22 protein-coding genes are annotated in these 23,156 nt (G+C 59.3%); 3 read left to right on the top strand and 19 right to left on the bottom strand.

Annotation, left to right across the window (positions count from 1 at the left end; all coding sequences use genetic code 11):
- Positions 1 to 174: 174 nt before the first annotated feature.
- The 17 genes from C2U40_RS10120 to C2U40_RS10040 form a co-directional block, all read right to left on the bottom strand.
- A complete protein-coding gene (locus C2U40_RS10120; protein WP_373366265.1) occupies positions 175 to 1,116 on the bottom strand; it encodes a site-specific integrase in 942 nt (313 codons plus the stop codon).
- Between the two features lie 385 nt (positions 1,117 to 1,501).
- Complete coding sequence (locus C2U40_RS10115) at positions 1,502 to 2,281, bottom strand: TatD family hydrolase (protein ID WP_103829133.1); 780 nt, start codon at positions 2,279 to 2,281, stop codon at positions 1,502 to 1,504.
- Positions 2,282 to 2,302: 21 nt separating this feature from the next.
- A complete protein-coding gene (gene holB / locus C2U40_RS10110; protein WP_104467485.1) occupies positions 2,303 to 3,250 on the bottom strand; it encodes a DNA polymerase III subunit delta' in 948 nt (315 codons plus the stop codon).
- Positions 3,235 to 3,876, bottom strand: a complete 642-nt coding sequence (gene tmk / locus C2U40_RS10105; RefSeq protein WP_103829135.1) for a dTMP kinase — start codon at positions 3,874 to 3,876, stop codon at positions 3,235 to 3,237. The genes holB and tmk overlap by 16 nt, the downstream gene beginning before the upstream one ends.
- Positions 3,876 to 4,877 (bottom strand): endolytic transglycosylase MltG, encoded by a 1,002-nt coding sequence (gene mltG, locus C2U40_RS10100; protein WP_016350715.1) that lies wholly within the window; start codon positions 4,875 to 4,877, stop codon positions 3,876 to 3,878. Before mltG ends, tmk begins: the two co-directional genes overlap by 1 nt.
- A complete protein-coding gene (gene pabC / locus C2U40_RS10095; protein ID WP_103829136.1) occupies positions 4,867 to 5,721 on the bottom strand; it encodes an aminodeoxychorismate lyase in 855 nt (284 codons plus the stop codon). The genes mltG and pabC overlap by 11 nt, the downstream gene beginning before the upstream one ends.
- A gap of 19 nt (positions 5,722 to 5,740) precedes the next feature.
- Positions 5,741 to 6,982: a beta-ketoacyl-ACP synthase II gene (fabF, locus tag C2U40_RS10090; RefSeq protein ID WP_103829137.1), complete on the bottom strand. Its 1,242-nt coding sequence runs from the start codon at positions 6,980 to 6,982 to the stop codon at positions 5,741 to 5,743.
- A gap of 82 nt (positions 6,983 to 7,064) precedes the next feature.
- Positions 7,065 to 7,301 (bottom strand): acyl carrier protein, encoded by a 237-nt coding sequence (gene acpP, locus C2U40_RS10085; protein ID WP_005300909.1) that lies wholly within the window; start codon positions 7,299 to 7,301, stop codon positions 7,065 to 7,067.
- A gap of 157 nt (positions 7,302 to 7,458) precedes the next feature.
- Positions 7,459 to 8,193, bottom strand: coding sequence for a 3-oxoacyl-ACP reductase FabG (gene fabG, locus C2U40_RS10080; protein WP_103829138.1), 735 nt, complete (start codon positions 8,191 to 8,193; stop codon positions 7,459 to 7,461).
- 13 nt (positions 8,194 to 8,206) lie between these two features.
- Positions 8,207 to 9,142, bottom strand: a complete 936-nt coding sequence (fabD, locus tag C2U40_RS10075) for an ACP S-malonyltransferase (protein WP_016350718.1) — start codon at positions 9,140 to 9,142, stop codon at positions 8,207 to 8,209.
- A 69-nt stretch (positions 9,143 to 9,211) separates the two neighbouring features.
- The gene (locus C2U40_RS10070) at positions 9,212 to 10,171 is read right to left on the bottom strand and encodes a beta-ketoacyl-ACP synthase III (RefSeq protein ID WP_016350719.1); all 960 of its coding nucleotides are present in this window, start codon (positions 10,169 to 10,171) and stop codon (positions 9,212 to 9,214) included.
- Between the two features lie 7 nt (positions 10,172 to 10,178).
- Positions 10,179 to 11,198, bottom strand: coding sequence for a phosphate acyltransferase PlsX (gene plsX / locus C2U40_RS10065; protein ID WP_029303012.1), 1,020 nt, complete (start codon positions 11,196 to 11,198; stop codon positions 10,179 to 10,181).
- A gap of 9 nt (positions 11,199 to 11,207) precedes the next feature.
- Entirely contained in the window at positions 11,208 to 11,375 is a 168-nt protein-coding gene (gene rpmF, locus C2U40_RS10060; RefSeq protein WP_005300935.1) for a 50S ribosomal protein L32, read from the bottom strand.
- A gap of 19 nt (positions 11,376 to 11,394) precedes the next feature.
- Positions 11,395 to 11,916, bottom strand: a complete 522-nt coding sequence (gene yceD / locus C2U40_RS10055; protein WP_011706102.1) for a 23S rRNA accumulation protein YceD — start codon at positions 11,914 to 11,916, stop codon at positions 11,395 to 11,397.
- Positions 11,917 to 12,164: 248 nt separating this feature from the next.
- Positions 12,165 to 12,827, bottom strand: coding sequence for an START domain-containing protein (locus tag C2U40_RS10050; RefSeq protein ID WP_103829139.1), 663 nt, complete (start codon positions 12,825 to 12,827; stop codon positions 12,165 to 12,167).
- Positions 12,828 to 12,896: 69 nt separating this feature from the next.
- On the bottom strand, positions 12,897 to 13,871 hold the full coding sequence (gene yidZ, locus C2U40_RS10045; RefSeq protein WP_103829140.1) for an HTH-type transcriptional regulator YidZ: 975 nt from the start codon (positions 13,869 to 13,871) through the stop codon (positions 12,897 to 12,899).
- A 2-nt stretch (positions 13,872 to 13,873) separates the two neighbouring features.
- Entirely contained in the window at positions 13,874 to 15,067 is a 1,194-nt protein-coding gene (locus C2U40_RS10040) for an MdtL family multidrug efflux MFS transporter (RefSeq protein ID WP_103829141.1), read from the bottom strand.
- Between the two features lie 183 nt (positions 15,068 to 15,250).
- Between C2U40_RS10040 and C2U40_RS10035 the strand changes: the two genes are divergently transcribed.
- Positions 15,251 to 15,832: a Maf family protein gene (locus tag C2U40_RS10035; RefSeq protein WP_181014960.1), complete on the top strand. Its 582-nt coding sequence runs from the start codon at positions 15,251 to 15,253 to the stop codon at positions 15,830 to 15,832.
- Between the two features lie 77 nt (positions 15,833 to 15,909).
- Here C2U40_RS10035 and C2U40_RS10030 read toward each other — a convergent pair whose 3' ends face one another.
- Both C2U40_RS10030 and rluC read right to left on the bottom strand, forming a co-directional pair.
- A complete protein-coding gene (locus tag C2U40_RS10030) occupies positions 15,910 to 16,557 on the bottom strand; it encodes an HAD family hydrolase (RefSeq protein WP_103829143.1) in 648 nt (215 codons plus the stop codon).
- Complete coding sequence (gene rluC / locus C2U40_RS10025; RefSeq protein ID WP_201356046.1) at positions 16,557 to 17,501, bottom strand: 23S rRNA pseudouridine(955/2504/2580) synthase RluC; 945 nt, start codon at positions 17,499 to 17,501, stop codon at positions 16,557 to 16,559. The genes C2U40_RS10030 and rluC overlap by 1 nt, the downstream gene beginning before the upstream one ends.
- A 411-nt stretch (positions 17,502 to 17,912) precedes the next feature.
- Here rluC and rne point away from each other — a divergent pair, with 411 nt between their 5' ends.
- Both rne and C2U40_RS10015 read left to right on the top strand, forming a co-directional pair.
- Positions 17,913 to 21,044: a ribonuclease E gene (gene rne / locus C2U40_RS10020; RefSeq protein ID WP_103829145.1), complete on the top strand. Its 3,132-nt coding sequence runs from the start codon at positions 17,913 to 17,915 to the stop codon at positions 21,042 to 21,044.
- A gap of 855 nt (positions 21,045 to 21,899) precedes the next feature.
- Positions 21,900 to 23,102: an ISL3-like element ISAeme19 family transposase gene (locus C2U40_RS10015; protein ID WP_081000878.1), complete on the top strand. Its 1,203-nt coding sequence runs from the start codon at positions 21,900 to 21,902 to the stop codon at positions 23,100 to 23,102.
- The last annotated feature ends 54 nt before the right edge of the window (positions 23,103 to 23,156 follow it).

Genomic DNA, 23,156 nt, shown 5'->3' with positions numbered 1-23,156 from the left:
CTTGCAACTTTGATTCTTATCGCCTGTTATCTCTCACCGATTCTTCACCATCCGCTGACGAACGTGAGGAGCCTGACTCTCCCCCTCTTGATGGGGTAAGTTCAGTGCGCTGCAAATATATCATTGGATCAACAAGATATCATTTAACATAAAAATATGAGTGACGCGGTTAGCTTACAGCAAGCCATCCAGGGCGTGATCCGAGAACTTGTGGGCATCGTCAAAATACTCCTGCAAGGTGCGGATGTCCTTGTGGCGGGTAACCTCGATGATCTTGTTCATCGGTTTGCCGGCAGTGACCGCCGAGGTGATGAAGCCGCGCCGCAAACTGTGGCCGCTGACCTGGAGATCGTCGATGGCCTGACCGGTACGTCGCTTGATCATCAGGTTGATACCCTGCGGACCGAGCGGTTCCTGCATGAGCTGACCCCAGCGATTCATGCGGCGAAACAGGGCGCCCTCGCTGATCCTGCTCTGTTTGAGCCAGCGCGCCAGTGCCGACACCGGACAATATTGTTTGCCTGGCACCAGGGCGATCTCTGTTTCATGCAGCTGATGCTTGCTGGGTTTGAGCCGAAGACGGATCCCCTGCCCCACAAAGTCGAGATCATCCACCTCAATTCTTGCGGCCTCCGAGCGTCGCAAGGCGCCGCTGAACATCAGCAACAACAAGGTGTAATCCCGCAGCCCCGCCAGATTGCCGGTGTCGATCTCGTCGAGCACACTGGCTAGCGGTTTCAGGGTCAATGCCCCCGTTTTGCGTTTGCGGTTGTCACCGAGCCGCACTATGCCCCGCATCATCTCCTTTATCTCCGCGTGCTCGGTCGGCATGGGGTGGATCCCCTTCTGCTTGAAGGCATAACGAATGCCGGCGAGCCGTCTTACCAGGGTGGCGGGCTTGCGGGGTTCACCGTTGCGCAGTTCTCCCTTCCCCTCTTCTTTGTCCAGCCAGACCCAGTCGGCCAGGATGCCATCGGCCTGATCTGCCAGGAAGTTCATGATGTCATGATGGGTGGTCTGCAACGGATCGAGCCCATGCAGCTGACACCAGAACACGAAGATGCGGGTATCGGCCTGATAGGCATTGAGGGTGGAATCGGCTTTGGCACTGCGCAGGAAGCGTCTGGCCCGGCTGTTCAACTGAGGATCGAAGACACTCTGCAAAGCCTGTTGAGTTTGGGCCTGGATGTGTGGGTAGTTCACTTAACTGTATGATTTAATGCGGAGTTTCGTTGGATCTTACAGGATCTCTGAGATCTATCAAGTATCGATAATGAATATTATCGATACTTATGTAGGGTCCTTTTAACCCATTTTACCCTCCTCATTTATTCCTCAAGCTCCTCTCATCCCTGCTCCGTTTTATCAGGGTTGGGGATTTGATCTCATCAGCATCCACCACACCAAGTGAGAGATAACGATCTGCCATGATCGTTTTGGGATGGGTCATGATAGTGCCGATTGTCATAGTAAAACGCCCCGCTATGCGGGGCGTTGTTTGTTATCGCTTTGCCAACTTGAACAACTCAAAGAAGTTGTGACTGGTCGCTTGCGCCAATTCGGCCAGCGGTATTTGCCGTAGATCCGCGATGAACTGGGCCACGTCGCGCACAAAGGCCGGCTCGTTCTCCCTGCCCCGATGCGGAACTGGCGCCAGATAAGGTGAGTCGGTTTCAACCAGCAGCCGCTCCAGCGGCAGCGCCTTGACCACCGCCTGCAGAGCTGCCGCATTCTTGAAAGTGGCGATGCCGGAGATTGAGATATAAAAACCCATCGCCATGGCCGCCTCGGCCATCTCGAGCGACTCGGTGAAGCAGTGCAACACCCCGCCGACCTGCTCGGCCCCCTCTTCGCGCATGATCTGCAGGGTATCCTGCTGGGCATCACGGGTATGGATGATGAGGGGTTTGTTCAGAGCGCGGGCCACCCGGATATGCTCGCGGAAGGAGGCCTGCTGTACTTCCTTGTTCTCCGGCGAATAGAAATAGTCGAGCCCGGTCTCGCCGATGGCCACCACCCTTTCATCTGCCGCCTGGGTCAACAACAAGGCGGCATCGACACCAGGCTCCTGGTTGAGAGGGTGCACACCACAGGAGGCAAACACCTGAGGATAAGGGGCGATCGCTTCCAGCATGGTCGGGAACTGCGCCTGGGTGACACTTACGCACAGAAAATATCCCACGTCCTGCTCGGTGGCCTTGGCCAGCACATCGGCCATATTGGTCTGCTTGCTGCCATAGCTCAGGCGATCGAGATGACAATGGGAATCAACGAGTAACATATAAAACCTTTGTAGCGAGATCTATAACCAGCGAGTCAGCCAGTTCATCAGATGGATGGTGGGATTGGAGAGCTGTCCCGGCTGGCAGGCTATCTTCAGCTCGACCAGCTGTTGCTCTGCCTCCAGCAGCTTCTCGCTGGAATGAAGCTCGGCCAGTTGCTGACTCAGCGCCGTCAAATCCGGCATCGCCAGCTGATGATGGCCGCAACCGGCCTGCGTCTTGAGGGCATCGCACAAGAACAGCTGCAGCCAGTGCAGCCTGACCTGGGTATCGGTCGCCAGCAGACCGCTCACGTGGTTGGCCCGGGTCGGCGTCTGTGCCAGCGCGAGAAAACTCTCAAGCAGATCCCGGCGGGCACTGTCTTGCTGCTCTTCGATATAGCGCAGCACCCGCAGCGGCGCCCCCTGGCAGATCCGTACCTGGGCCAGCGTGGCCTGATGACCCTGCTCGGCCAACCAGCGCACCGTCTCACCTTCGGCAGGCAACTGGCAGACATGTTTGTGACAGCGACTGAGAATGGTCGGCAGCAGACGGGAAACCTGAGAGGCGATAAGCAGCAGCAAGCTGTCGCCGGCAGGCTCTTCCAGTGTTTTGAGCAGGGCGTTGGCGGCTGACTCCGTCATGCGTTCCGCATCCGGGATGATCACCACCTTGCCGCGACCAAGCTGGGCCGAATTCTGCAGGCGCGAACAGATCTCGCGGATGGCCTCGACCCCGATGGTCTTGCTCTCCGTCGTCAGGGTGCCCAGATCCGGATGATGGCCCTTCTCAAACAGCTGGCAGGAGTGACATTGGCCACAGGGCTCACCCCGATCGGGCCGATGGCAAAGGTGCAAGCGCGCCAATTGTTCCGCAAGCTGCTCCTTGCCAAGGCCGGGATCGCCAAGCAGCAACCAAGCGTGACCGAGTCGACCGGCCGCGGCGGTCTGGCTCAAGGCATGCCAGTCCGAGATCAACCAGGGATACATGAGGGCTCATCTTTCAGATAGTGGGCCAATGCGGCCTCGATGGCCGCCTTGACCTGCTCCGGCGCTTGGGCGGCATCGATCACCTTGATTGACTCATCGGCGGCAGCCAATTCCAGATAGCGCTGGCGGGTACGCTCGAAAAAGCTGAGCTGCTCGAGCTCGATCCGGTCCAGCTCACCGCGGTGACGGGCCCGTTGCAGGCCGATGGCAGGATCGATGTCGAGATAGAGCGTCAGATCCGGTTTGAAGTCGCCGAGCACGGCCCGTTTGATGGCGCCGATGAGATTGGCATCGATGCCACGGCCACCGCCCTGATAGGCCTGGGACGAGAGATCGTGGCGATCGCCCACCACCCAGATGCCGTCGGCCAGCGCCGGCTTGATGCGGGTCTCGACCAGCTGGACCCGGGAGGCGTACATCAGCAACAGTTCGGCTTCGATGGTGAGGCGCTCGTCGTGCACCTCCTTGACGATGGCCCGCATCCGCTCGGCCAGCGGGGTACCGCCCGGCTCACGGGTACACTCGATCCGTGCCACGCCGTGGCCATGCAGATAGTCGGTCACATAACGCACCGCGGAGCTCTTCCCTGCTCCTTCCAGTCCTTCAATCACGATAAATTTAGACATTAGGGTTTCTTCAATATGTATTCGCGGACCGCCCGATTATGTTCATCGAGGGTCTTGGAGAAGTAGTGGGCACCGCCCCCTTTGGCGACAAAATAGAGGTAGTCGGTCGATTTGGGGTTGAGCGCCGCTTCGATGGAAGCCTTGCCCGGCATGGCGATGGGCGTGGGCGGCAAGCCGTCGATCACATAGGTGTTGTAGGGGTTCACGTCGGTCAGGTCGCTGCGGCGGATGTTGCCATCATACCTGTCCTTCACCCCGTAGATGACGGTGGGATCGGTCTGCAGCTTCATGCCAAGACGCAGGCGATTGACGAACACCGAGGCAATCTGGGCCCGCTCTTCCGGCTGCCCGGTCTCTTTCTCGATGATCGAGGCCATGATCAGCGCCTCGTAAGGGGTCTTGTAAGGCAGATTGGCCTGGCGCTTGTCCCAGCTCTGCTGCAGGAAGGCCCGCATGTCCTGATAGGCGCGGCGCAGGATGGAAATATCGCTGGCATGAGTGGTATAGGCGTAAGTTTCCGGCAGGAACCAGCCCTCCAGCTTGCCGTTGTCGATGCCAAGCTCCTGGGCCAGATCCGCCTCGCTCTGCTCCACCGTCAAGCGCTCCAGATATGGGGCGCTGGCAAGCTGCTTCAGCCAATCCTCGAAACGGGATCCTTCGACGAAGGTCAGGCTGAAGTGAAACTCCTTGCCGGAGGCGAACAGGGAGAGGGTCTCCTTGAGCGGGGCCCCTTCCTTGATTTCATAGGTGCCGGATTTGATGGCAACCAGCTCGGGGTGACCGCGCAGCCAGAGCCGCACCGCCCAGGGGCTGGTTTCCCCCTCCCCCAGTTCGGCGATCAGGCGCGCCGCATGGGCCCCCTTCTCGACGGTAAAGAGGCGGGTCGGCCCCTTGTTGGTGAGCGTCTCCACCTGCTGCCATTTGTAATGTACATAGCCCCCGGCCACGGCGACTGTCAGTGCCGCGCCCGCGAGCAGGGTGTAAAGCCGATTAAACTTCAATGACCAAACGCTCCTGTAAACGGCGGATCAATACCGGACTGGCATATTGGGTCTCCCCGATGCCGGTCACCGGCACTATGCCCATCAGGGTATTGGTCAGCCATACCTCTTCGGCCTGCCACAGTGACTCCAGCGGAGCCTCCACGACACGCAGTTCAATGCTCATCTGTTTTAGCATCGCCATCACCTGGCGCCGCATGATGCCATCTATGCCGCAGTGGGTAAGATCCGGCGTAAATACCGTCCTGCCACGGCGCCAAAACAGATTGGCACTGACCCCTTCTACCAGAAATCCCCGGCTGTTCAAGACTATACCTTCGACTCCCGAACGCGCAGCAAGTTCGCTTTTCAGCAGCACCTGCTCCAGCCGGTTGAGGGTCTTGAGGCCCGCCAGCATGGGGGCATCGCCCAGCCGTTGCTGACACACCAGCAGGGGAATGCCGGTTTGCTGCCACGCCGGGTAGTGAGCCGGATAAGCGGCCAGCGACAGGATCCGGGTCGGTGCATGGCAGGCGGTGCCATCATACCCCCGACCACCACTGCCTCGGGTCAGCATCACCTTGATCACCGCCAGCGTCTGGTCACGAGCCATCTCGGCGACCTCGTCACCAAGGCGTTGCCAGTCCAGCTCGGCAAGGCCGAGTCTGGCGCTTGCTTGCTGCAACCGTGCCAGGTGAGCCGGCCACCAGACGGGGCGACCATCCTTGACCAGCAAGGTGGTGAAATGACCATCGCCATAAGCCAGGCCACGATCCATGGCGGAAACGCTGTCTGTCGGTATTCCATTGATCAGCAAAAGGATCCCTCCGATAAAAAAGGCCCGATACTGTCGTATCGGGCCCATACTATCCGCCCAAGGCGAATTATACGCGTTTGAAGATCAGTGAGCCATTGGTGCCACCAAAACCGAAGGAATTGGAGAGGGCATATTCGAAGTCGCCAGCCTTGGCAAAATGAGGCACCAGGTCCAGATCGCACTCATCATCCGGGTTGTCCAGGTTGATGGTGGGCGGCGCCATCTGATCGCGCAGCGCCAGTACCGTGATGATCGCCTCGATGGCCCCGGCGGCACCCAGCAGGTGACCGGTCATCGACTTGGTGGAGCTGATCATCAGGGATTTGGCATGCTCGCCAAACACCGCTTTCATGCCGCGCAGTTCGGCCACGTCACCTAGGGGGGTGGAAGTGCCGTGGGCATTGATGTAACCCACCTGCTCGGGGGCGATGCCGGCATCCTTGATGGCATTTTGCATGGCGCGGGCGCCACCGTTGCCGTCAGCGGGAGGCGCCGTCATGTGGTAGGCATCGCCACTCATGCCAAAACCGACCAGCTCGGCGTAGATCTTGGCGCCGCGGGCCTTGGCATGTTCGTACTCTTCCAGCACCAGCACCCCGGCGCCATCACCCAGCACGAAACCGTCGCGATCTTTATCCCACGGACGGCTAGCCTTTTGCGGCTCGTCATTGCGATTGGAGAGCGCCTTGGCCGCCGCAAAACCGCCCATCCCCATCGGGGTGGAGGCTTTCTCGGCGCCGCCGGCCACCATCACGTCCGCATCACCGTAGGCGATCATCCGGCCGGCCATGCCGATGGCATGGGTACCTGTGGTACAGGCGGTGGTCACGGCGATGTTCGGCCCTTGCAGACCCTTCATGATGGATAGATGACCGGACACCATATTGATGATGGTGGACGGTACGAAGAAGGGGCTCAGCTTGCGGGGGCCACCGTTGACCAGACTGCTGTGGTTCTGTTCAATCAGACCCAGGCCGCCGATACCGGAACCGATCGCCACACCGACGCGCTCGGCATTTGCTTCGTTGATGACGAGACCGGCATCATCCAGCGCCTGTATGCCTGCGGCGATACCGTACTGGATGAAGAGATCCATCTTGCGAGCTTCTTTGCGGTTGATACCGTACTGCTCGGGATCGAAATCCTTGACCTGGCCTGCGAAACGGGTCGCAAACTCGCTGGCATCAAAGTGTTCGATGGGAGAAATGCCGCTCTGCCCATTGAGCAGGGCTTGCCAGCTGGATTCGGCAGTGTTGCCTACCGGGGAAAGCATCCCCAAGCCGGTCACCACGACTCTGCGTTTTGACACTGAGGTAGTCTCCGAGAGGTGTTTTTAAAAGGGGTAAACATAAAAGAAGCGGCCCTTGGGCCGCTTCTTTCAGAACAGGAACTTATTCCTGATTAGCGGTGATGTAGTCGATAGCCGCTTGAACAGTGGTGATCTTCTCGGCTTCTTCATCAGGAATTTCGGTATCGAATTCTTCTTCCAGCGCCATTACCAGTTCAACTGTATCCAAAGAGTCAGCGCCCAGGTCGTCGACGAAGGAGGCAGCGTTCTTAACGTCTTCTTCTTTAACACCCAGTTGTTCGATGATGATTTTCTTTACGCGTTCTTCGATGTTGCTCATGACCTGAATTTTCCTTTAAAAATACGCTATTGCGTCTGGTTGGGGTAGTTTATTCAATTGACGTGAGTTTGCAAGTGGCTTGCCGCTGGTCAAACCACGAAATTCGCCAAACTTCGGCGTACTATCGCAAATTTGAACAGATCTCACGACAAATTGATTACACCATGTACATCCCGCCATTAACATGCAGGGTTTCGCCAGTGATGTAGGCGGCATCATCCGATGCCAAGAATACCACAGCAGCGGCAATTTCTTTTGGATCGCCCAGACGAGCGGCAGGCACCTGGCTCATGATGCTGGCACGCTGCTCTTCATTGAGCGCCTTGGTCATATCGGTCTCGATGAAACCGGGGGCAACCGCGTTCACGGTAATACCGCGGGAGGCCACTTCACGAGCCAGCGACTTGGTAAAACCAACCAGCCCCGCCTTGGCGGCAGCATAGTTGACCTGACCGGCATTGCCCATGGTTCCCACCACGGAGCCGATGCTGATGATGCGGCCATTGCGCTTCTTCATCATGGCGCGCAGCACCGGTTTGCTCAGTCGATACAGGGAAGTGAGGTTGGTGTCGATGATCTCGTTCCACTCATCATCCTTCATCCGCATCAACAGGTTGTCACGGGTGATACCAGCGTTGTTGATCAGGATGTCGATGTCACCAAAACGCGCCTTGATGGCGGCGAAGACGGCTTCGATGGATTCCTGGCTGGTCACGTTCAGCGCCATGCCGCAACCCTGTTCACCCAGATAGGCGCTGATCGCCTCGGCGCCGCTCTCGCTGGTTGCCGTGCCGACTACCTTGGCGCCACGGGCCGCAAAAGTTTCGGCAATTGCACGGCCGATGCCACGACTGGCACCGGTCACCAACACAACCTTATCGGTAAAGCTCATTACTTGCTCCTGTTTACTTGATCTGGGCCAGCGCCTGCTCGAAAGAGGCGGCGTCGTTGGCATGAATACCTTCCACGCGCTTGTCGATGCGCTTGGCGAGCCCGGTCAATACCTTGCCCGGTCCCATCTCGATCTCGAGGGTAACCCCCTCATTGGCCATCCGCTCGACAGTCTCGGTCCAACGAACCGGACTGAACAGCTGACGCACCAGAGCCTGTTTGATGGCGGCCGGATCCTGTTCACAGGATACGTCGACATTATTGATGACAGCGATGGCAGGAACCTTGATCTCGATCCCGTCCAGCGCAGCTGCCAATTTTTCGGCGGCAGGTTTCATCAGGGCGCAGTGAGAAGGCACGGAGACCGGCAGCGGCAGTGCACGCTTGGCGCCGGACTCTTTCATCAGCACGTTGGCACGCTCGACGGCCTCTTTGTGGCCGGCGATGACCACCTGGCCCGGAGAGTTGAAGTTGACCGGGGAGACCACCTGTCCTTGTGCCGCTTTTTCGCAGTTGGCGGCGATGGCGTCATTATCCAGCCCGATGATGGCGGCCATGGCACCGGTGCCTTCCGGCACGGCTTCCTGCATGGCCAGACCACGCAGCTCGACCAGTTTGACCGCATCGGCAAAGGCCAGTGCACCGCTGCACACCAGGGCGGAGTACTCACCCAGGCTGTGGCCAGCCATCACGGCGGGAGTTGCCCCACCCTGCTGTTGCCACAGGCGCCACAGCGCGACAGAGGCTGTCAGCAAAGCAGGCTGGGTACGCCAGGTCTTGTTCAGATCGTCGGCCGGACCATCCATCACCAGGGCAAACAGGTCATAACCCAGCACCTGGCTCGCTTCGGCGAAGGTCTCCTTGATCACGGCATGTTGTTCGGCCAGCTCGGCCAGCATGCCGACGGTTTGGGAGCCCTGTCCCGGGAAGGCAATGGCAAATTGGGTCATCATTGATTCCTTTAGATAAGACAAAAATGAGAGCGGCAGGATGAGCCAAACTGCTCATCCCGACGACGATCAGAGGCGAACCAGCGCTGAGCCCCAGGCAAAACCACCGCCGAAGGCCTCCAGCAATACCAGCTGGCCCGGTTTGATCCGGCCGTCACGCACCCCTTCATCGAAGGCGATGGGCACGGAGGCGGCAGAGGTGTTGCCGTGCTTGTCGAGGGTCAGCACCACCTTGTCCAGCCCCATGCCAAGCTTCTTGGCGGTGGCGCTGATGATGCGGAAGTTGGCCTGATGAGGCACCAGCCAGTCCAGCTCGCTCGGTGCGATGCCAGCGGCGGCCAGGGTCTCGGTGACGATCTCGCTCAAACGGGTGACCGCCACCTTGAACACATCGTTGCCCTTCATGTACATGTAGGCTTCAAGTTCGGCCCCCGGCATACCGCGGCGCGGCTGCGGCAGCTTGAGCAGATCGCCGTAACGGCCATCCGCATGCAGATGGGTGGAGAGAATGCCCGGCGTGTCGCTGGCGCCGATCACCACGGCCCCTGCCCCGTCACCAAAGAGGATGATGGTGCCGCGATCTTCCGGATCGCACATGCGCGACAGCACATCGGCCCCGACCACCAGTACGTGGCGGGCGGCACCGGATTTGACGAACTGATCGGCGATGGAGAGCGCGTAGGTGAAGCCGGCGCAGGCGGCGGCCACGTCAAAAGCCGGGATCCCTTGCACCCCGAGCAGGCCCTGCAATTCACAGGCGGCGGCCGGGAAGGCGTTCTCGGCACTGGTGGTGGCCAGCACTATCATGTCGAGATCGGCGGCGGTCAGGCCCGCAGCGTCCAGGGCGCGCAGAGCGGCCTGGTGAGACAGGGTGGCGACGGTTTCATCGGCACCGGCAATGCGACGTTCACGGATCCCGGTACGCTCCACAATCCACTCGTCGCTGGTTTCCACCATCTGTTCGAGATCGGCATTGGTACGTACCGAGTTCGGCAGATAACTGCCAGTACCCAAAATTTTGCTATGCATAGAGTTCTTATAGATCCCTGTCGGAAAAGACAGATTCAAGGCGATCTGCTATTTGCAATGGAAGTTGATGCTTGGCCTCTTGCGCGGCCAGCAGGATCGCGTTACACAGGGCGCGCCGTTCGGCCCGCCCGTGGCTTTTTACCACAATGCCGCGCAATCCTAACAGACTTGCACCGTTATACTGGTCGGGGTTCAGGTAAGAAAAACGCCGTTTGAACATAAATCCGGCGATACGACCAAGAAAACTGCGTTTTTTGCGGGGATATCCGGCCAGTTGGGCCATCATCCGCACAACCCCTTCCGCCGTCTTGAGGGCCACGTTGCCGACAAAACCGTCGCAGACGATCACGTCGCACTCACCGCTGAAGATCCGGTCCCCTTCGACAAAACCGACGAAGTTGAGCGCCTGGCACTGGCGCAACAACTCGGCACTGTGGCGCACCAGATCGTTGCCCTTGATCTCCTCCTCCCCCACGTTGAGCAGAGCCACCCTGGGAGTAGCAATGCCCTCCACCTTTTCAGCCACCACGGCGCCCATCACCGCAAATTGCAGTAGGGTATCGGCATCGCAGCTGACGTTGGCGCCAAGATCCAGCATCACGGTACGTTTGCCGGAAAGGGTGGGCAGCGCCTTGATGAGGGCTGGTCGGTCGACCCCGGGCAGGGATTTGAGCACGCACTTGGCCATGGCCATCAGCGCACCGGTATTGCCGGCGCTGACGCAGGCATCGGCCTCGCCGGCCTTCACCAGATTGAGGACGACCCGCATGGAGGAGTCTTTCAGGGTGCGTAGCGCCACGATCGGTTTGTCGCCCATGCCAACCACCTGGGATGCATGCACGAAACGAACGCGGGGATGATTCAGCAAGCCATGTTGCTGCAAAAGAGGGGTGGTCTGGTGTTGGTCACCAACCAGGATCAGTTTTAACTGGGGTAAAAGAGACAGTGCCTGCACGGCGGCAGGCACTGTTTCCGAGGGGCCAATATCTCCCCCCATGATGTCTAGCGCGACAGTTTGCGTAGACAAAGGCAATCCTTAAGCGATTACCTTTTTACCGCGGTAGAAACCATCGGCAGTCACGTGGTGACGACGATGGATTTCGCCACTGGTCTGATCAACAGTCAGGGCAGCGGTGGTCAGCGCATCGTGGGAACGACGCATGCCACGCTTGGCACGGGTTTTACGGTTCTGTTGTACGGCCATTGTAGGCTAACTCCTAAATTCACTTACGTTTAAGCTCTTCAAGAACTGCAAAGGGATTCGGCCGCTCATCAGCAGGTTCGATTTCACCCCAGGTCATCTCCATGTTACCGCGCGGGCAAGCATCCATGGGATGCATGGCCACCTGCGGTAACGAGAGGATGAGTTCATCCTCCAGGATTTGATGAAGATCCATCTCGCCGTTTTCGTCCAACTCAATGGGCTCATAAGCTTCCGGCAGTTCTTCCTCGTTTGTTCTCTCGAACAGCGGAGTGTAGATAAATTCAGCTTCACAGAGATGCTCGAATGTTTCTCCACAACGCTGGCAAACCAGGTCAACCTTGGCATGGGCAGTGCCTTTCATAACGGTCAACTTCTGGACATCTTTGCCAAAGTGCAGCGATACATCGATATCACTCTGCAAGCCTGCGGTTGATTCCTCCAGCCTGGGCATCTGCGACTTTTCCACTATCCCGACATAATCGAGCAGCTTCGAGGCACTACGGACTGGATCAACCTTTACGGGCAACTTCACCTTTTGCATAGGGCGCGAATATTATAGGTCCAACAACTGATAGTCAAAGGAAAAAGTCCTTACCGCCGATGATTTTAACCTCACAACCCCCGCACATGGCGGAACTTGCGCTCACCGGTGGCTGATTATGCCATAAACCAACGGATCCGACACCGGATCCTGGCCGCATTTGCGCTGACGGTGGGGATCCGGCTCACTCCTTGACAGCAGCATTTCACAGCGCAGGTGGCTCAACCACGCCCCTGCCCCAACGGGGCTCATGGATGGCTGTTGCACCCTACCTGACGCCCCTGCCGCATATGGGGACAAGCGCAAGGTTCGGGCGGGATGGCCTCCATCAGACGGCGGATGGCCCGAAAACTGTCCAGCGCGGCCTGGGCGGCGATGGGGTTGATGAGCCAGCCAGGCAGGTTGTCACCCGGGTTGGTATAAGTTTCGAGGCGTATCAGGGTGGTGCCGTTGAGTTGCGGCACCGCCTCCCAGCGTCCTTCACTGGCGCGGATCCGCACCCGACCGGGGTAAGGCGGCAGAGCATCAGGGGCGGCCCATACCGTCAGCACCAGGCCACAATTGGGTTGACGTTGCAGGCGGGAGTGGGTGATAAGCTCCCGCTCCTGCACTGGCCAGGGCGCAGAGAGCCGGGTATAGACCAGATCTTCATCGGGCGCCGGTTTGGCCAGTACCCTTACCTCCAGGCTCTGAGGCAGCCACTCCTGATGGCGGGCGGTATCACGCAGTACGGCCAGCAGCGCCGAGGGCGGAGCGGCCACGTTCATCTCCAAGCGCAAAGCCAGAAAAGCGCCGGGAGGATGAGCCCGGCTCCAGAGCAGTATGCCCTCCTCCCCCGCCTGCAGGTGCCAGCCCTGTGCCCAGGCCGGCATACAGAGCAACCATAACAGCCATATCCCGACTCTCATCATCCATGACCCCGCCTTGCCCATTCCTATGCTTATAGCCGTTTTTCTGGCCCTGCGAGGTAGAGGCCAGGGTTAACCCGCTCCAGCGGTCCCGATATGCTGGTGGTAGAGCCGTTTGATCTCGTCGCGCAGCCACAGCACCTTGGTGTTGTGGTTGTTGCGCTTGTGCCAGAGCAGGATGAAGGCGATGTCGAGTTGCCGATAAAGGGCTTCATCCAGCGGCAGCGGCAAGGAGATCAGATTGTCGTGGTGCTGGCGGGCATAGCTGGCGCAATAGGAGGGCACCACCGCGATCAGTTCGTGGTCTGACTGGGCTGCGATGTGCAGCGCCTGCTCGAAGCTGGAGACCCGGATCGGCACCTGCCGGCTGAGCCCCTCATCATCCAGCAGGCTGTCGAGCGCCCAGGCATCGCTCGCCTCCCACACCACGCTGACATGGGGATAGGCGAGAAAGTTGTCGAGATTCCAGGTGCGGGCCAGCAGCGGATGATCCTTGCGCAAAAACACCATGGGCCTGTCTTCGAACAACACCTCGTGATCGATGTAATAGGGCAGTCGGTTGACCCTGGCCAGCGAGCTGGGGTGGGTTTCCCTCGCGCAGAAGCCGAGATCGGCATCGCCATTGATGATGTCGTTGAGGGAGTGATGGTCCCAGTTCATGATCCGGATGGTCGATTTGCGATAGGTTTCATAAATCGCCATGGGCAGATCATTGAGAAAGCTGATGTAAAAGGGCGACTCCAGTACCAGCCTGAACGCGGCCCCCGCCGGGATAGCATTGCCGCAGAGAGAGGCGATGTTGCCCGATAGCTGGAACCACTCCTTGAGCTCTTCTTCCAAGGTGAGCGACAGATTGGTGGGCTCCAGCCCCCGCTGAGTGCGAAGGAACAGCGGGTCGTCGAACCAGTCGCGCAGCCGCGCCAGCGCCTTGCTGACGGTGGGTGCCGTGACATTGAGTTTCTTGGCAGCCTTGGTGACACTGCGCTCTTGCAGCAACAGCCGAAATACCACCAACAAATTGAGATCGAGGTCGATCAAGGGACGCATGCTCAGGGATTCTCCATGACCGGGGCGCCGTGGGCGGCGCTGTCAAAGGCCGGCCCCAGGGCGCGAAAGAGCAGATAGAGTAACACGGCGCCGAGCAGGGCACAGGCAAGCAGCGTGCTGGGGGCAAAGCCAAGCCACCCCATCAGCCAGATATAGCCGGCGCTCACGGTTATCTGGGCAAGACAGAGGGTGGCGCTGGCGAGCGCTATCTGATGACGGCAACTGGCCAGCGCCTCGCCCATGGCGATGCCGAAGCTCGCGGAAAAACCGATGCAGGTGAAGACAAAGCCCGCCAGCAACAGCCACAGGCCCCAGGAGCTCTCAAGATGAGAGGCCAGGATCAGCAGCAGTGCCAACCCCAACCCACCGTGGGCCAGCTCGAGCAGGCTGTGCTTGTGGAGCCGACGCAGCAACAAGGGGGCGAAGAAGGAGGTGATCATGCTGATCATCGCCATGATCATCATGATGCGGGCATACTCTGCGCTTGCCAGCCCCCTCTGGGTCATCAGGATCATGGGGGAAGTGCTGACATAGGTCAGAATGCAGGTCATGCCGGCACTGCTCAACGCACACATCCAGAGAAACTGCGGCACTCGCAAGAAGGCAAAGCGGGCTGCTGACGTACTCGAGGGTGGCTCAGGGTGCAGCGGCAGACTCTCTTTCAGCCCCAGCAGGTTGATCAGCAGCACCACGCCGCCAAGCAGCGCCATGGCCTGAAAGATGGCAGGCCATGGGAAGCCGGTCAGGATGAGATAGCCGAGCAGCGGTGCCAGCACGGGGATCACGCAGATGACCCCATTGATGGCCGACAGCACGGCCGCCAGCCGGGCCGGTGGCAACACGTCTCGCAGCACGGTAAAGGTCATGATGTAGAGCGCGCCGGCCCCTGCCCCCTGGCACACCCGTGCCAGCAGAAACTGCGCAGTGTCGTCGGCGCTGCCGGCCAGTAGCGACGCCAGTATAAACAAGCCGGCCCCACTCAGGATCACCGGCCTGCGGCCGTGACGATCCGCCAACAGGCCGGCCAGCGGGACGGTCGCGGCCATGCCGAGCAGATAGAGGGAAAACGCGGTGTGCAGCTGAGCCTCGCTGGCCTGAAGGCTGGCACCTATGTTGGGCAACGCCACCAGATAGAGATCGATCCCCACCGGGTAGAGCGTGATCATCAAAAAACAGCAGAGCATGTAACGGCCCATGGTGACTCCTCAGCGAATGGGTAGCATCGACGGGGCACTATAGCGTCAGGCCGGATGAATAAGCCGATAGCGGTGTTTTCCAATCTCGACATGCTGGAGAGAATGGCGGCGATATTTGCCCTCGCCGCACGGTGGCGATACCATCCACGCCTGCCCGTTTCTGAACCTGGATACCTGATTGCCATGTCGCGTCCCCTGATCCTCGCTTCCACCTCCCGTTACCGCAAAGCCCTGCTGGAAAAGCTGGGCCTCCCCTTTGAGTGCGCCGCGCCGAATGTTGATGAATCCGTGCAGCCCGTTGAGGATGCACAAACGCTGGTGGCTCGCCTTGCCCATGCCAAGGCACGTGCCATCGCCGACCAGCATGATCAGGGGCTGATCATCGGCTCGGATCAGGTGTGCGTCTGTGATGGCCGGATCCTGGGCAAGCCGGGAACGGTCGAGCGAGCGGTGGCCCAGCTGATGGCGGCCCAGGGGCGCAGCGTCACCTTTTATACCGGCCTGTGCGTGCTGGACGCCGCGTCTGGCCGCGCCGAGCAGCTGATAGAACCCTTTACCGTTCATTTTCGCCAGCTGGATGAGGCGGCCATCCGCCGCTATGTAGAAGCTGAACAGCCCCTCGACTGTGCCGGTAGCTTCAAGTGTGAAGGCATGGGGATCGTGCTGTTCAAGGCCTTGGAAGGGCGCGATCCCAATGCGCTGATCGGCCTGCCGCTCATCGGCCTGATCGAGCTGCTGGCCTGCCACGGTATCGCCCTACCCTGATGGGAGCGGCATGCCGGCCATGAAAAACGGGAGCCAAGGCTCCCGTTTTTCGTTTACTCATCAGTCATATCGCAAGGCTAATCCAACAACCGCTGTAGCTCCGCCATGGTATCGACCACCGCCAGCGGATGGTGGGCCCGCAAGCGTGCACGGTCGTGCACGCCCCAGCTCACTCCGATCCGCGGCATGGCCAGCGCTTCGGCCATCGCCATGTCGTGGATAGAATCGCCGATCATCACCGCCTGGTGCGGGGCAATGCCCAGCTCATCCAGAATTTGCGTCAGCATCAGGGGATCGGGCTTGGAGTTGGCCTCGTCCGCCCCGCGCGTGGCGGCAAAGAGCGGCCGCAACCCGGTTTCATCCAGTACCCTGTCCAATCCACGCCGTGACTTGCCGGTAGCGACCGCCAGGGCCACCCCTTGTGCATGCCAATGCTGCAACAGCTCCCTCGCCCCGGCAAACAACGGACTGGGTGTGCTGTCATGCACGTAATGGTGGCGATAGCGGGCGATCAGGGCGTTGGCTCGCTCACTGCCCTGCTCCAGGGAAAACAGCCGGGGGATACCGACCTCCAGACTGAGACCGATGATCTGGTGCGTCTCGACGGCGGTGGGCACGGGCTCACCGCAATCGCGAGCCGCGTGCGCCACACAGGCAACAATCCGGCCCACCGAGTCCATCAGGGTACCGTCCCAGTCGAAGATGGCGAGCCGGATGGTTTGCATCAGCGGGCCAACTTGTTCAGGAAGTCGTCGAGTTCGGGGGCCAGCGGGGCTTCCACCTGCATCTCGCGACCATCGGCCGGATGGATGAAGCTCAGCTTCCAGGCATGCAAAAACAGTCGTTTCAGCCCCTGACTGCGCATTTTATCGTCAAATGCGGCTTCTCCATACTTGTCATCACAGGCGATGGGGTGACCCGCATGCTGGGTATGCACCCGGATCTGGTGGGTACGACCGGTGATCGGGCTGCACTCCACCAGGGTGGCCTCGGCAAACTGACGGGCAATCCGGAAACGCGTCTCAGAGGGCTTGCCATCGCTGCTGACCCGCACTACCCGCTCGCCGGATTGCAGGTCATTCTTGCGCAGCGGCGCATTGACCACCTTGACGTGAGGCTGCCACTGGCCACGCACCAGCGCCAGGTACTGCTTGCGCATGGTCTTGACCCGCAGCTGTTCATGCAGGCTGCGCAAGGCGCTGCGCTTCTTGGCAACCAGCAGTACGCCGGAAGTGTCGCGATCGAGCCGATGCACCAGTTCGAGGAAACGGGCTTCCGGGCGCAGGGCACGCAGCCCTTCAATCACGCCAAAGCTCAGGCCGCTGCCGCCGTGTACCGCCATGCCGGACGGTTTGTTCAGCACTATCATGGCGTCATCCTCAAACAGGATCTGGCTCTCCAGACGCTGGATGCTGCCGAGATTGGCCGAGGGCAGTTCGTTCTTTTCGGCAACCCGCACGGGGGGGACCCGTACCTCGTCACCGGTGCAGAGTTTGTATTCCGGTTTGATGCGCTTTTTGTTGACGCGCACTTCCCCTTTGCGAAGGATGCGATAGATCAGGCTCTTGGGGACGCCCTTTAGCTGAGTCTTGAGAAAATTGTCGATGCGCTGCCCTTCATGCTCAGCTTCGATGGTGAGCAGCTGCACTTGTTGATGTATCTGTGTCATGGCGCGGATTTTAACACCGCCGGCGGCCCTTGGCTGCATGCTTTGTTGAAAAATGGCGCCTTGCTATAAAAGTGGTTTAAATGGGATAATAAACAAGGTTTTGTCATTGTGTTCAAGCCTTGTACTAAGTGGTCAAAATTTATGCCACCCAATCCCGAAACACCGTGTATACAAGAACATGACGGTTCCCGGGTGCGAGGTACAGCGCATGGAGAACGCAAACAGAACCGCTAATTTGTCTCCACACCGGTATCTTTTTCATGCCTTCTCGAGAAGGCTGGACCAGAGTGCCCTTAGTTTGCGCCTCATGCATACCCCAACCGGGAGGTTGCCCCAGTATGCTGAAGACCCGAGGCCGGCGCCGGCAGGATCCTGTGGAGGAAATCAAAATGACAAAATAACGAGAACTCAATGAAAAGAATGCTAATCAACGCGACTCAGGAAGAAGAGTTGCGCGTAGCGCTGGTTGACGGACAACAGCTCTACGATCTGGATATTGAAAGTCCGGGACACGAGCAGAAAAAAGCGAACATTTACAAGGGCAAAATCACCCGCGTAGAACCCAGTCTTGAAGCTGCTTTTGTCGACTATGGCGCCGAGCGCCACGGTTTCCTGCCGTTAAAGGAAATCGCCCGCAATTACTTCCCCTCCGGTTACTCCTATCAGGGTCGTCCCAACATCAAAGAAGTGGTCCGCGAAGGCCAGGAAGTGATCGTCCAGATCGACAAGGAAGAGCGTGGCACCAAGGGTGCAGCCCTCACCACCTTTATCAGTCTGGCCGGCAGCTACCTGGTACTGATGCCGAACAATCCTCGCGCCGGCGGCATCTCCCGCCGTATCGAAGGTGATGAGCGGACTGAACTGAAAGAAGCCCTGAGCGGCCTGACCGTACCGGACGGCATGGGTCTCATCGTGCGTACCGCCGGTGTGGGTAAATCTCCGGAAGAGCTGGAATGGGATCTGAACGTTCTGCTCAACCACTGGGATTCCATCCACAAGGCGTCACAGAGCCGCTCCGCGCCGGTGCTGATCCATCAGGAAAGCAACGTCATCGTGCGTGCCATCCGTGACTACCTGCGTCGCGATGTCGGCGAGATCCTGATCGACAACCCGGTCATCTTCGAGCGTGCCAAGGCGCATATCGAGCTGGTTCGTCCCGATTTCCTCAATCGCGTGAAGCTGTACAAGGGTGAAGTTGCCCTGTTCAACCACTTCCAGATCGAGAGCCAGATCGAGTCGGCCTTCCAGCGTGAAGTGCGTCTGCCCTCCGGCGGCAGCATCGTCATCGATCCGACCGAAGCGTTGACCTCCATCGATATCAACTCCTCCCGCGCCACCAAGGGCGGCGATATCGAAGAGACGGCGCTGCAAACCAACCTGGAAGCGGCCGACGAAATTGCCCGTCAATTGCGTCTGCGCGACCTGGGTGGCCTGATCGTCATCGACTTCATTGACATGACCCCGGTTCGTCATCAGCGCGAAGTGGAAAACCGTCTGCGTGAAGCGGTGCATCAGGACCGTGCCCGCATCCAGCTGGGCCGGATCTCCCGTTTCGGTCTGCTGGAGATGTCTCGCCAGCGTCTGCGTCCCTCCCTCAACGAGTCCAGCAGCCATATCTGCCCTCGTTGCCAGGGCCAGGGTGTGATCCGTGACAACGAATCACTGGCGCTGTCCATCCTGCGTCTCATCGAAGAAGAGGCCATGAAGGACAACACCGAGCAGGTTCACGGTCAGGTGCCGGTCGATGTTGCTGCCTATCTGCTCAATGAGAAGCGTGCTTCCATCGCCAGCCTGGAACAGCGCAATGATGTGCGTGTCTACATCATTCCGAACCAGCATCTGGAAACCCCGCACTACGAAGTGACCCGCATCCGTCAGAACGAGATCCCGGAAGCGGCCAGCTACGAGCTGAAAACCGAGATTGCCAAGCCGGTCTACCAACCGAAGCAGGCTCAGGTGATCGAGCGCGAACAACCGCTGCTGCAAGGTTTTGTCCAAGCGCCCCAGCCGGCCCCCGCCGCGCCGGCCCCGGTCGTGGTGCCTGCTGCCCCGGCCGCGCCCGAAGCCGGCCTGTTTGGTAAACTGTTCAAGGCCATCTCCGGCTTGTTCGGTTCCGACACCGCCCCTGCCGACGTGAAGGCCCCTGCCGACAAACCGGCAGCCCAGCGCGAAGCACGCAAGGATGAAGGTCATCGTCATCAACGCGATGAAACCCGCAGCCGTGGTCAGCGTGGTCGTCGTGATGACAACCGTGGTAACCGCAGCCCTGCCGATACCGCAGAGAAGCGGGAAGCGGGTGCCAATCGTGAAGGTGGTGAAAACCGCAACCGTCGACCCCGTAAAGAGCGTGAGCCGCGCCAGGAGCGTGAAGCCCGTGGCGAAGTGCGTGAACAGCGCATGGAACGTGAACCTCGCGAGGCTCGTGAGCCGCGTCAGGAACGCGAACCCCGCGCCCCGCGCCCTGCTCGTGAACCCCGTGCTCCGCGTGAACCTCGCGCCGAAGTGGTCGTTGAAGCGGTAGAAACCGTCGATACCATCATGGTCAACGACGAGCCGCGTCTGGAAAAAGAGCAGAAAGTGGCTGAGCGCCGCGAACGCCGTCAACTGCGCAAGCAGATTCGGGTCGATGCCCCGGCCAGCGACGTTGCCGCCCTGCCTGCCGATGCTCCGGTTGTTGCCGAAGAAGCCTCCGACGCAGTAGAGCTGCACGATGAGCAGGCCGAAGGCCAGCGTCGTTCCCGCCGTACGCCGCGCAATCAGCGTATCGAAGGCCAGCGTCGCAAGCGCATCAATGAAGATGCCCGCAGCCAGCGTGAAGATGAAGAGCAGTCTGCCGAAGGCACTGCCCCTACCCTGACTGCAGCTGCCCAGGCAGATGCCGCTCAGGTGAAAGTGGAAGAGCCGGCAGTTCCTGTCATCACCATCCCCAGTGCTGAAGCGGTTGCCGCCGCCCTGCAGGCCTCTGCTGCGCTGACCGAGCATGTCGTGCCTGAAGCCGTTGTGGCAGAGGCTCACGAGCAGGCTGAAGTCGTGGCCGCAGAGCCAGTGGTAACCGAAGCGGTAGTTGCTGAAGAAGCCCAGGTAGCGGTTGTCAACGAGCCAGTGGTTGCAGAAGTTGCTGCCCCGGTCATTGCGGAAGCCGTTGCTGTCGAGGCTCAGGCCATCGAAACTGCCGTGGTTGAAGCTGCACCTGTTGTTCCAGCAGTTGAAGAAGCGGCTCCGGTAGTGGTTGTAGCCGAGGTTGCCCCTCTGGTAGTTGAACAGCCAGCTCCGGTCGCGGAGCCTGTCATCGCTGACGAGGCCCCGGTAGCCGCTGCCGTAGCAGCCCCTGTGGCCAAGCAAGTCAAACGTGGTGGTGGCCTGCTGGCCGGTGCCCGCAAGGCCTCTGCGCCGATGGCCACACCGGCTGCGGCCCCTGCCCTGCCGGTACGCGAGCCGGTTGATCATGCGCCGCTGGTGCGCAGTGAAGTGGCAAGCTCAGGTCGCCATGGCGGCAGCACCGCTGCCGTCAACGTTGCAACCAGCCCGGCCGGTCGTCCTTGATGACTCGCTAGTCTGACAAAAAGAGCCACACATTGTGTGGCTCTTTTTTTTATGTGCGTGCGGCATAGCACCGTCAGCTCGTCTCGGTTACCCGTCCCTTTACTGCGTCACAACCTGCCCTCTGGTACTTAGTACCAAGTCTCTCCCATCATATTGAATAACCACAGCCATTGGCTCGCTGCGGCTCAATATTTTGTCTTCCTAGTGCCGCGACTTCATGGTTCCTGGTTTAGGCAGACTGGATAAGAGACGACACTAGATACAAATATCGTGCTGTGTAGAGCGCATGAACTGCATGGCCAAGTCAGCCACCCATCTTGAAGTCGGCTTGAAGTGCGTATGCTTCTATCAACCGGTATCGGTTGGTCATTCGATATTCCATCCTCTCGGCAATCCAGACGTACTGCCGACCAATGCAGGCAAAGACCCCTTCTTCCACAGCCAGCCGCCAACACAAGTAATCCCATCTGCTAATTTAGGCAGTCATGTGCCATGAGATGGCAGGCATCAACCTTAGCCGAGCAGCTCCATGACTCTCGCGGCACCCTATGCAGGGGTATTAACCGCAAAAGATGCCCAATCTGCCACCTCCCTCTGTTTTGAATGCCTGTTGATGGGTGGGGATGATCTTAGTGGGTAAGAGAAGTAATTGATTGGATGGAAAAATTAGTTTGATGGCATATAAAGGATGGTTAGGCTGGAAACCCGGCGGGTAGGAGCCTGACATCACACGCACGTTTTTAAGGCCATGAAAAAAGGTTCTTCGCGGGATCTTGGGGAAGTGGAAGTTGACAGACAGGGTGCTGGTAAACTGGCTGTCTCCAAACACACCACCACCATCACCCTGCTGTCGCCGTGCATCATATTGATATTGCCTCCTTCTGGCCAGGTTATACCGTCATCGCCCAAGCGCTTTCTGCCAACCATCACACCCTGTTTACCCTTGAGCCTCGCGCCGACTTCTTGCCCCGTTGTCGCCGATGCCTGCAACCCACGCCATTGATCCACGACCAACGTATCCGCCGGGTGCGTGAGCGAGACCTATTTGACCGACAAGTCTGGTTACAACTGCCTGTTCGCCGCGTCGACTGTCTGCGCTGTGGTCGCGTCAGTGAACATATCGACTGGCTCCCCTCTGGCTCCCGCCTCACCCGGCGCATGCAGTGCTGGATTGAAGCGCTCGTTCAGTACCTCCCCATCCGCCATGTCAGCCAGCTCACCGGGGTCGGTTGGCACACCATCAAGGAGATCGACAAGCGCCGTTTGCAGACCAGTGTGGGCACCATCGAACTTGGGGAGGTGCGGCGGCTGGTGATGGATGAGTTTGCCCTGCACAAGGGACACCGCTATGCCACCGTGATCATGGATGCCGAGCGAACCCGCGTCCTGTGGGTGGGGCACGGCAACAGCCGGGCCGCTATCCGTCCCTTCTTCGAGCAGCTCGGCGAGCGATGCCAGCAGATTGAAGCGGTGGCGATGGACATGAACACGGCGTTCGACCTGGAGGTGAAGCAACACTGCCCGCAGGCGGAGGTGGTCTACGACCTGTTCCACGTGGTGGCTCGCTATGGCCGAGAGGTGGTGGACCGGGTGCGAGTGGAGCAGGCGAATGCACTGAAAAGCGATAAACCGGCGCGAAAAGTGGTCAAAAGTGCGCGTTGGTTGCTGCTACGTAATCGGGCGAAGTTGAGTGAAAAACAGGATGTGAAGTTGCAGGAGCTGTTGGCGGCGAATCAACCGCTGGCGATGGTGTACGTGCTGAAAGAGGGGTTGAAGGGCATCTGGTATGCGCCGAGCGTGTGGGAAGGATGGCGACGATGGCGGAGCTGGATGCGGCAGGTGAAGGAAAGCGGGCTAGCGCCGCTGCAACGATTTGGTCGAAATTTATCGAAATATATGCGGGGGATCCTGGCGAGTGCAAACTACCCGATGCACACGAGTGTGCTGGAAGGGGTGAACAACAAGATCAAAGTGATAAAGCGTATGGCATATGGATTTAGGGACTCAGAATACTTTTTTCTGAAAATCAAGGCGGCCTTCCCCGGAAAGCCGCGATGAACCTGAAAAAAGGGCCGCAAGGGCCCTTTCTCAACATGCTTTTGGTATCTGCAA

It is taken from the genome of Aeromonas sp. ASNIH4, assembly GCF_002934425.1.
In the GTDB taxonomy this organism is placed as follows: Bacteria; Pseudomonadota; Gammaproteobacteria; order Enterobacterales; family Aeromonadaceae; genus Aeromonas; species Aeromonas hydrophila.
The sequence above is the reverse complement of the archived record's forward strand: the minus strand, read 5'-3'. Positions and strand labels throughout refer to the sequence as shown.

Coding starts and splice junctions, on each gene's coding strand:
- fabG (WP_103829138.1), bottom strand. CDS start 8,193: ATGAGCTTTACCGATAAGGTTGTGTTGGTGACCGGTGCCAGTCGTGGC.
- C2U40_RS10030 (WP_103829143.1), bottom strand. CDS start 16,557: ATGCAAACCATCCGGCTCGCCATCTTCGACTGGGACGGTACCCTGATG.
- pabC (WP_103829136.1), bottom strand. CDS start 5,721: ATGGGCCCGATACGACAGTATCGGGCCTTTTTTATCGGAGGGATCCTT.
- acpP (WP_005300909.1), bottom strand. CDS start 7,301: ATGAGCAACATCGAAGAACGCGTAAAGAAAATCATCATCGAACAACTG.
- yceD (WP_011706102.1), bottom strand. CDS start 11,916: ATGCAAAAGGTGAAGTTGCCCGTAAAGGTTGATCCAGTCCGTAGTGCC.
- rluC (WP_201356046.1), bottom strand. CDS start 17,501: ATGACACAGATACATCAACAAGTGCAGCTGCTCACCATCGAAGCTGAG.
- fabD (WP_016350718.1), bottom strand. CDS start 9,142: ATGACCCAATTTGCCATTGCCTTCCCGGGACAGGGCTCCCAAACCGTC.
- C2U40_RS10050 (WP_103829139.1), bottom strand. CDS start 12,827: ATGATGAGAGTCGGGATATGGCTGTTATGGTTGCTCTGTATGCCGGCC.
- yidZ (WP_103829140.1), bottom strand. CDS start 13,871: ATGCGTCCCTTGATCGACCTCGATCTCAATTTGTTGGTGGTATTTCGG.
- holB (WP_104467485.1), bottom strand. CDS start 3,250: ATGTATCCCTGGTTGATCTCGGACTGGCATGCCTTGAGCCAGACCGCC.
- rpmF (WP_005300935.1), bottom strand. CDS start 11,375: ATGGCCGTACAACAGAACCGTAAAACCCGTGCCAAGCGTGGCATGCGT.
- C2U40_RS10035 (WP_181014960.1), top strand. CDS start 15,251: ATGTCGCGTCCCCTGATCCTCGCTTCCACCTCCCGTTACCGCAAAGCC.
- C2U40_RS10115 (WP_103829133.1), bottom strand. CDS start 2,281: ATGTTACTCGTTGATTCCCATTGTCATCTCGATCGCCTGAGCTATGGC.
- tmk (WP_103829135.1), bottom strand. CDS start 3,876: ATGTCTAAATTTATCGTGATTGAAGGACTGGAAGGAGCAGGGAAGAGC.
- C2U40_RS10070 (WP_016350719.1), bottom strand. CDS start 10,171: ATGCATAGCAAAATTTTGGGTACTGGCAGTTATCTGCCGAACTCGGTA.
- C2U40_RS10040 (WP_103829141.1), bottom strand. CDS start 15,067: ATGGGCCGTTACATGCTCTGCTGTTTTTTGATGATCACGCTCTACCCG.
- rne (WP_103829145.1), top strand. CDS start 17,913: ATGAAAAGAATGCTAATCAACGCGACTCAGGAAGAAGAGTTGCGCGTA.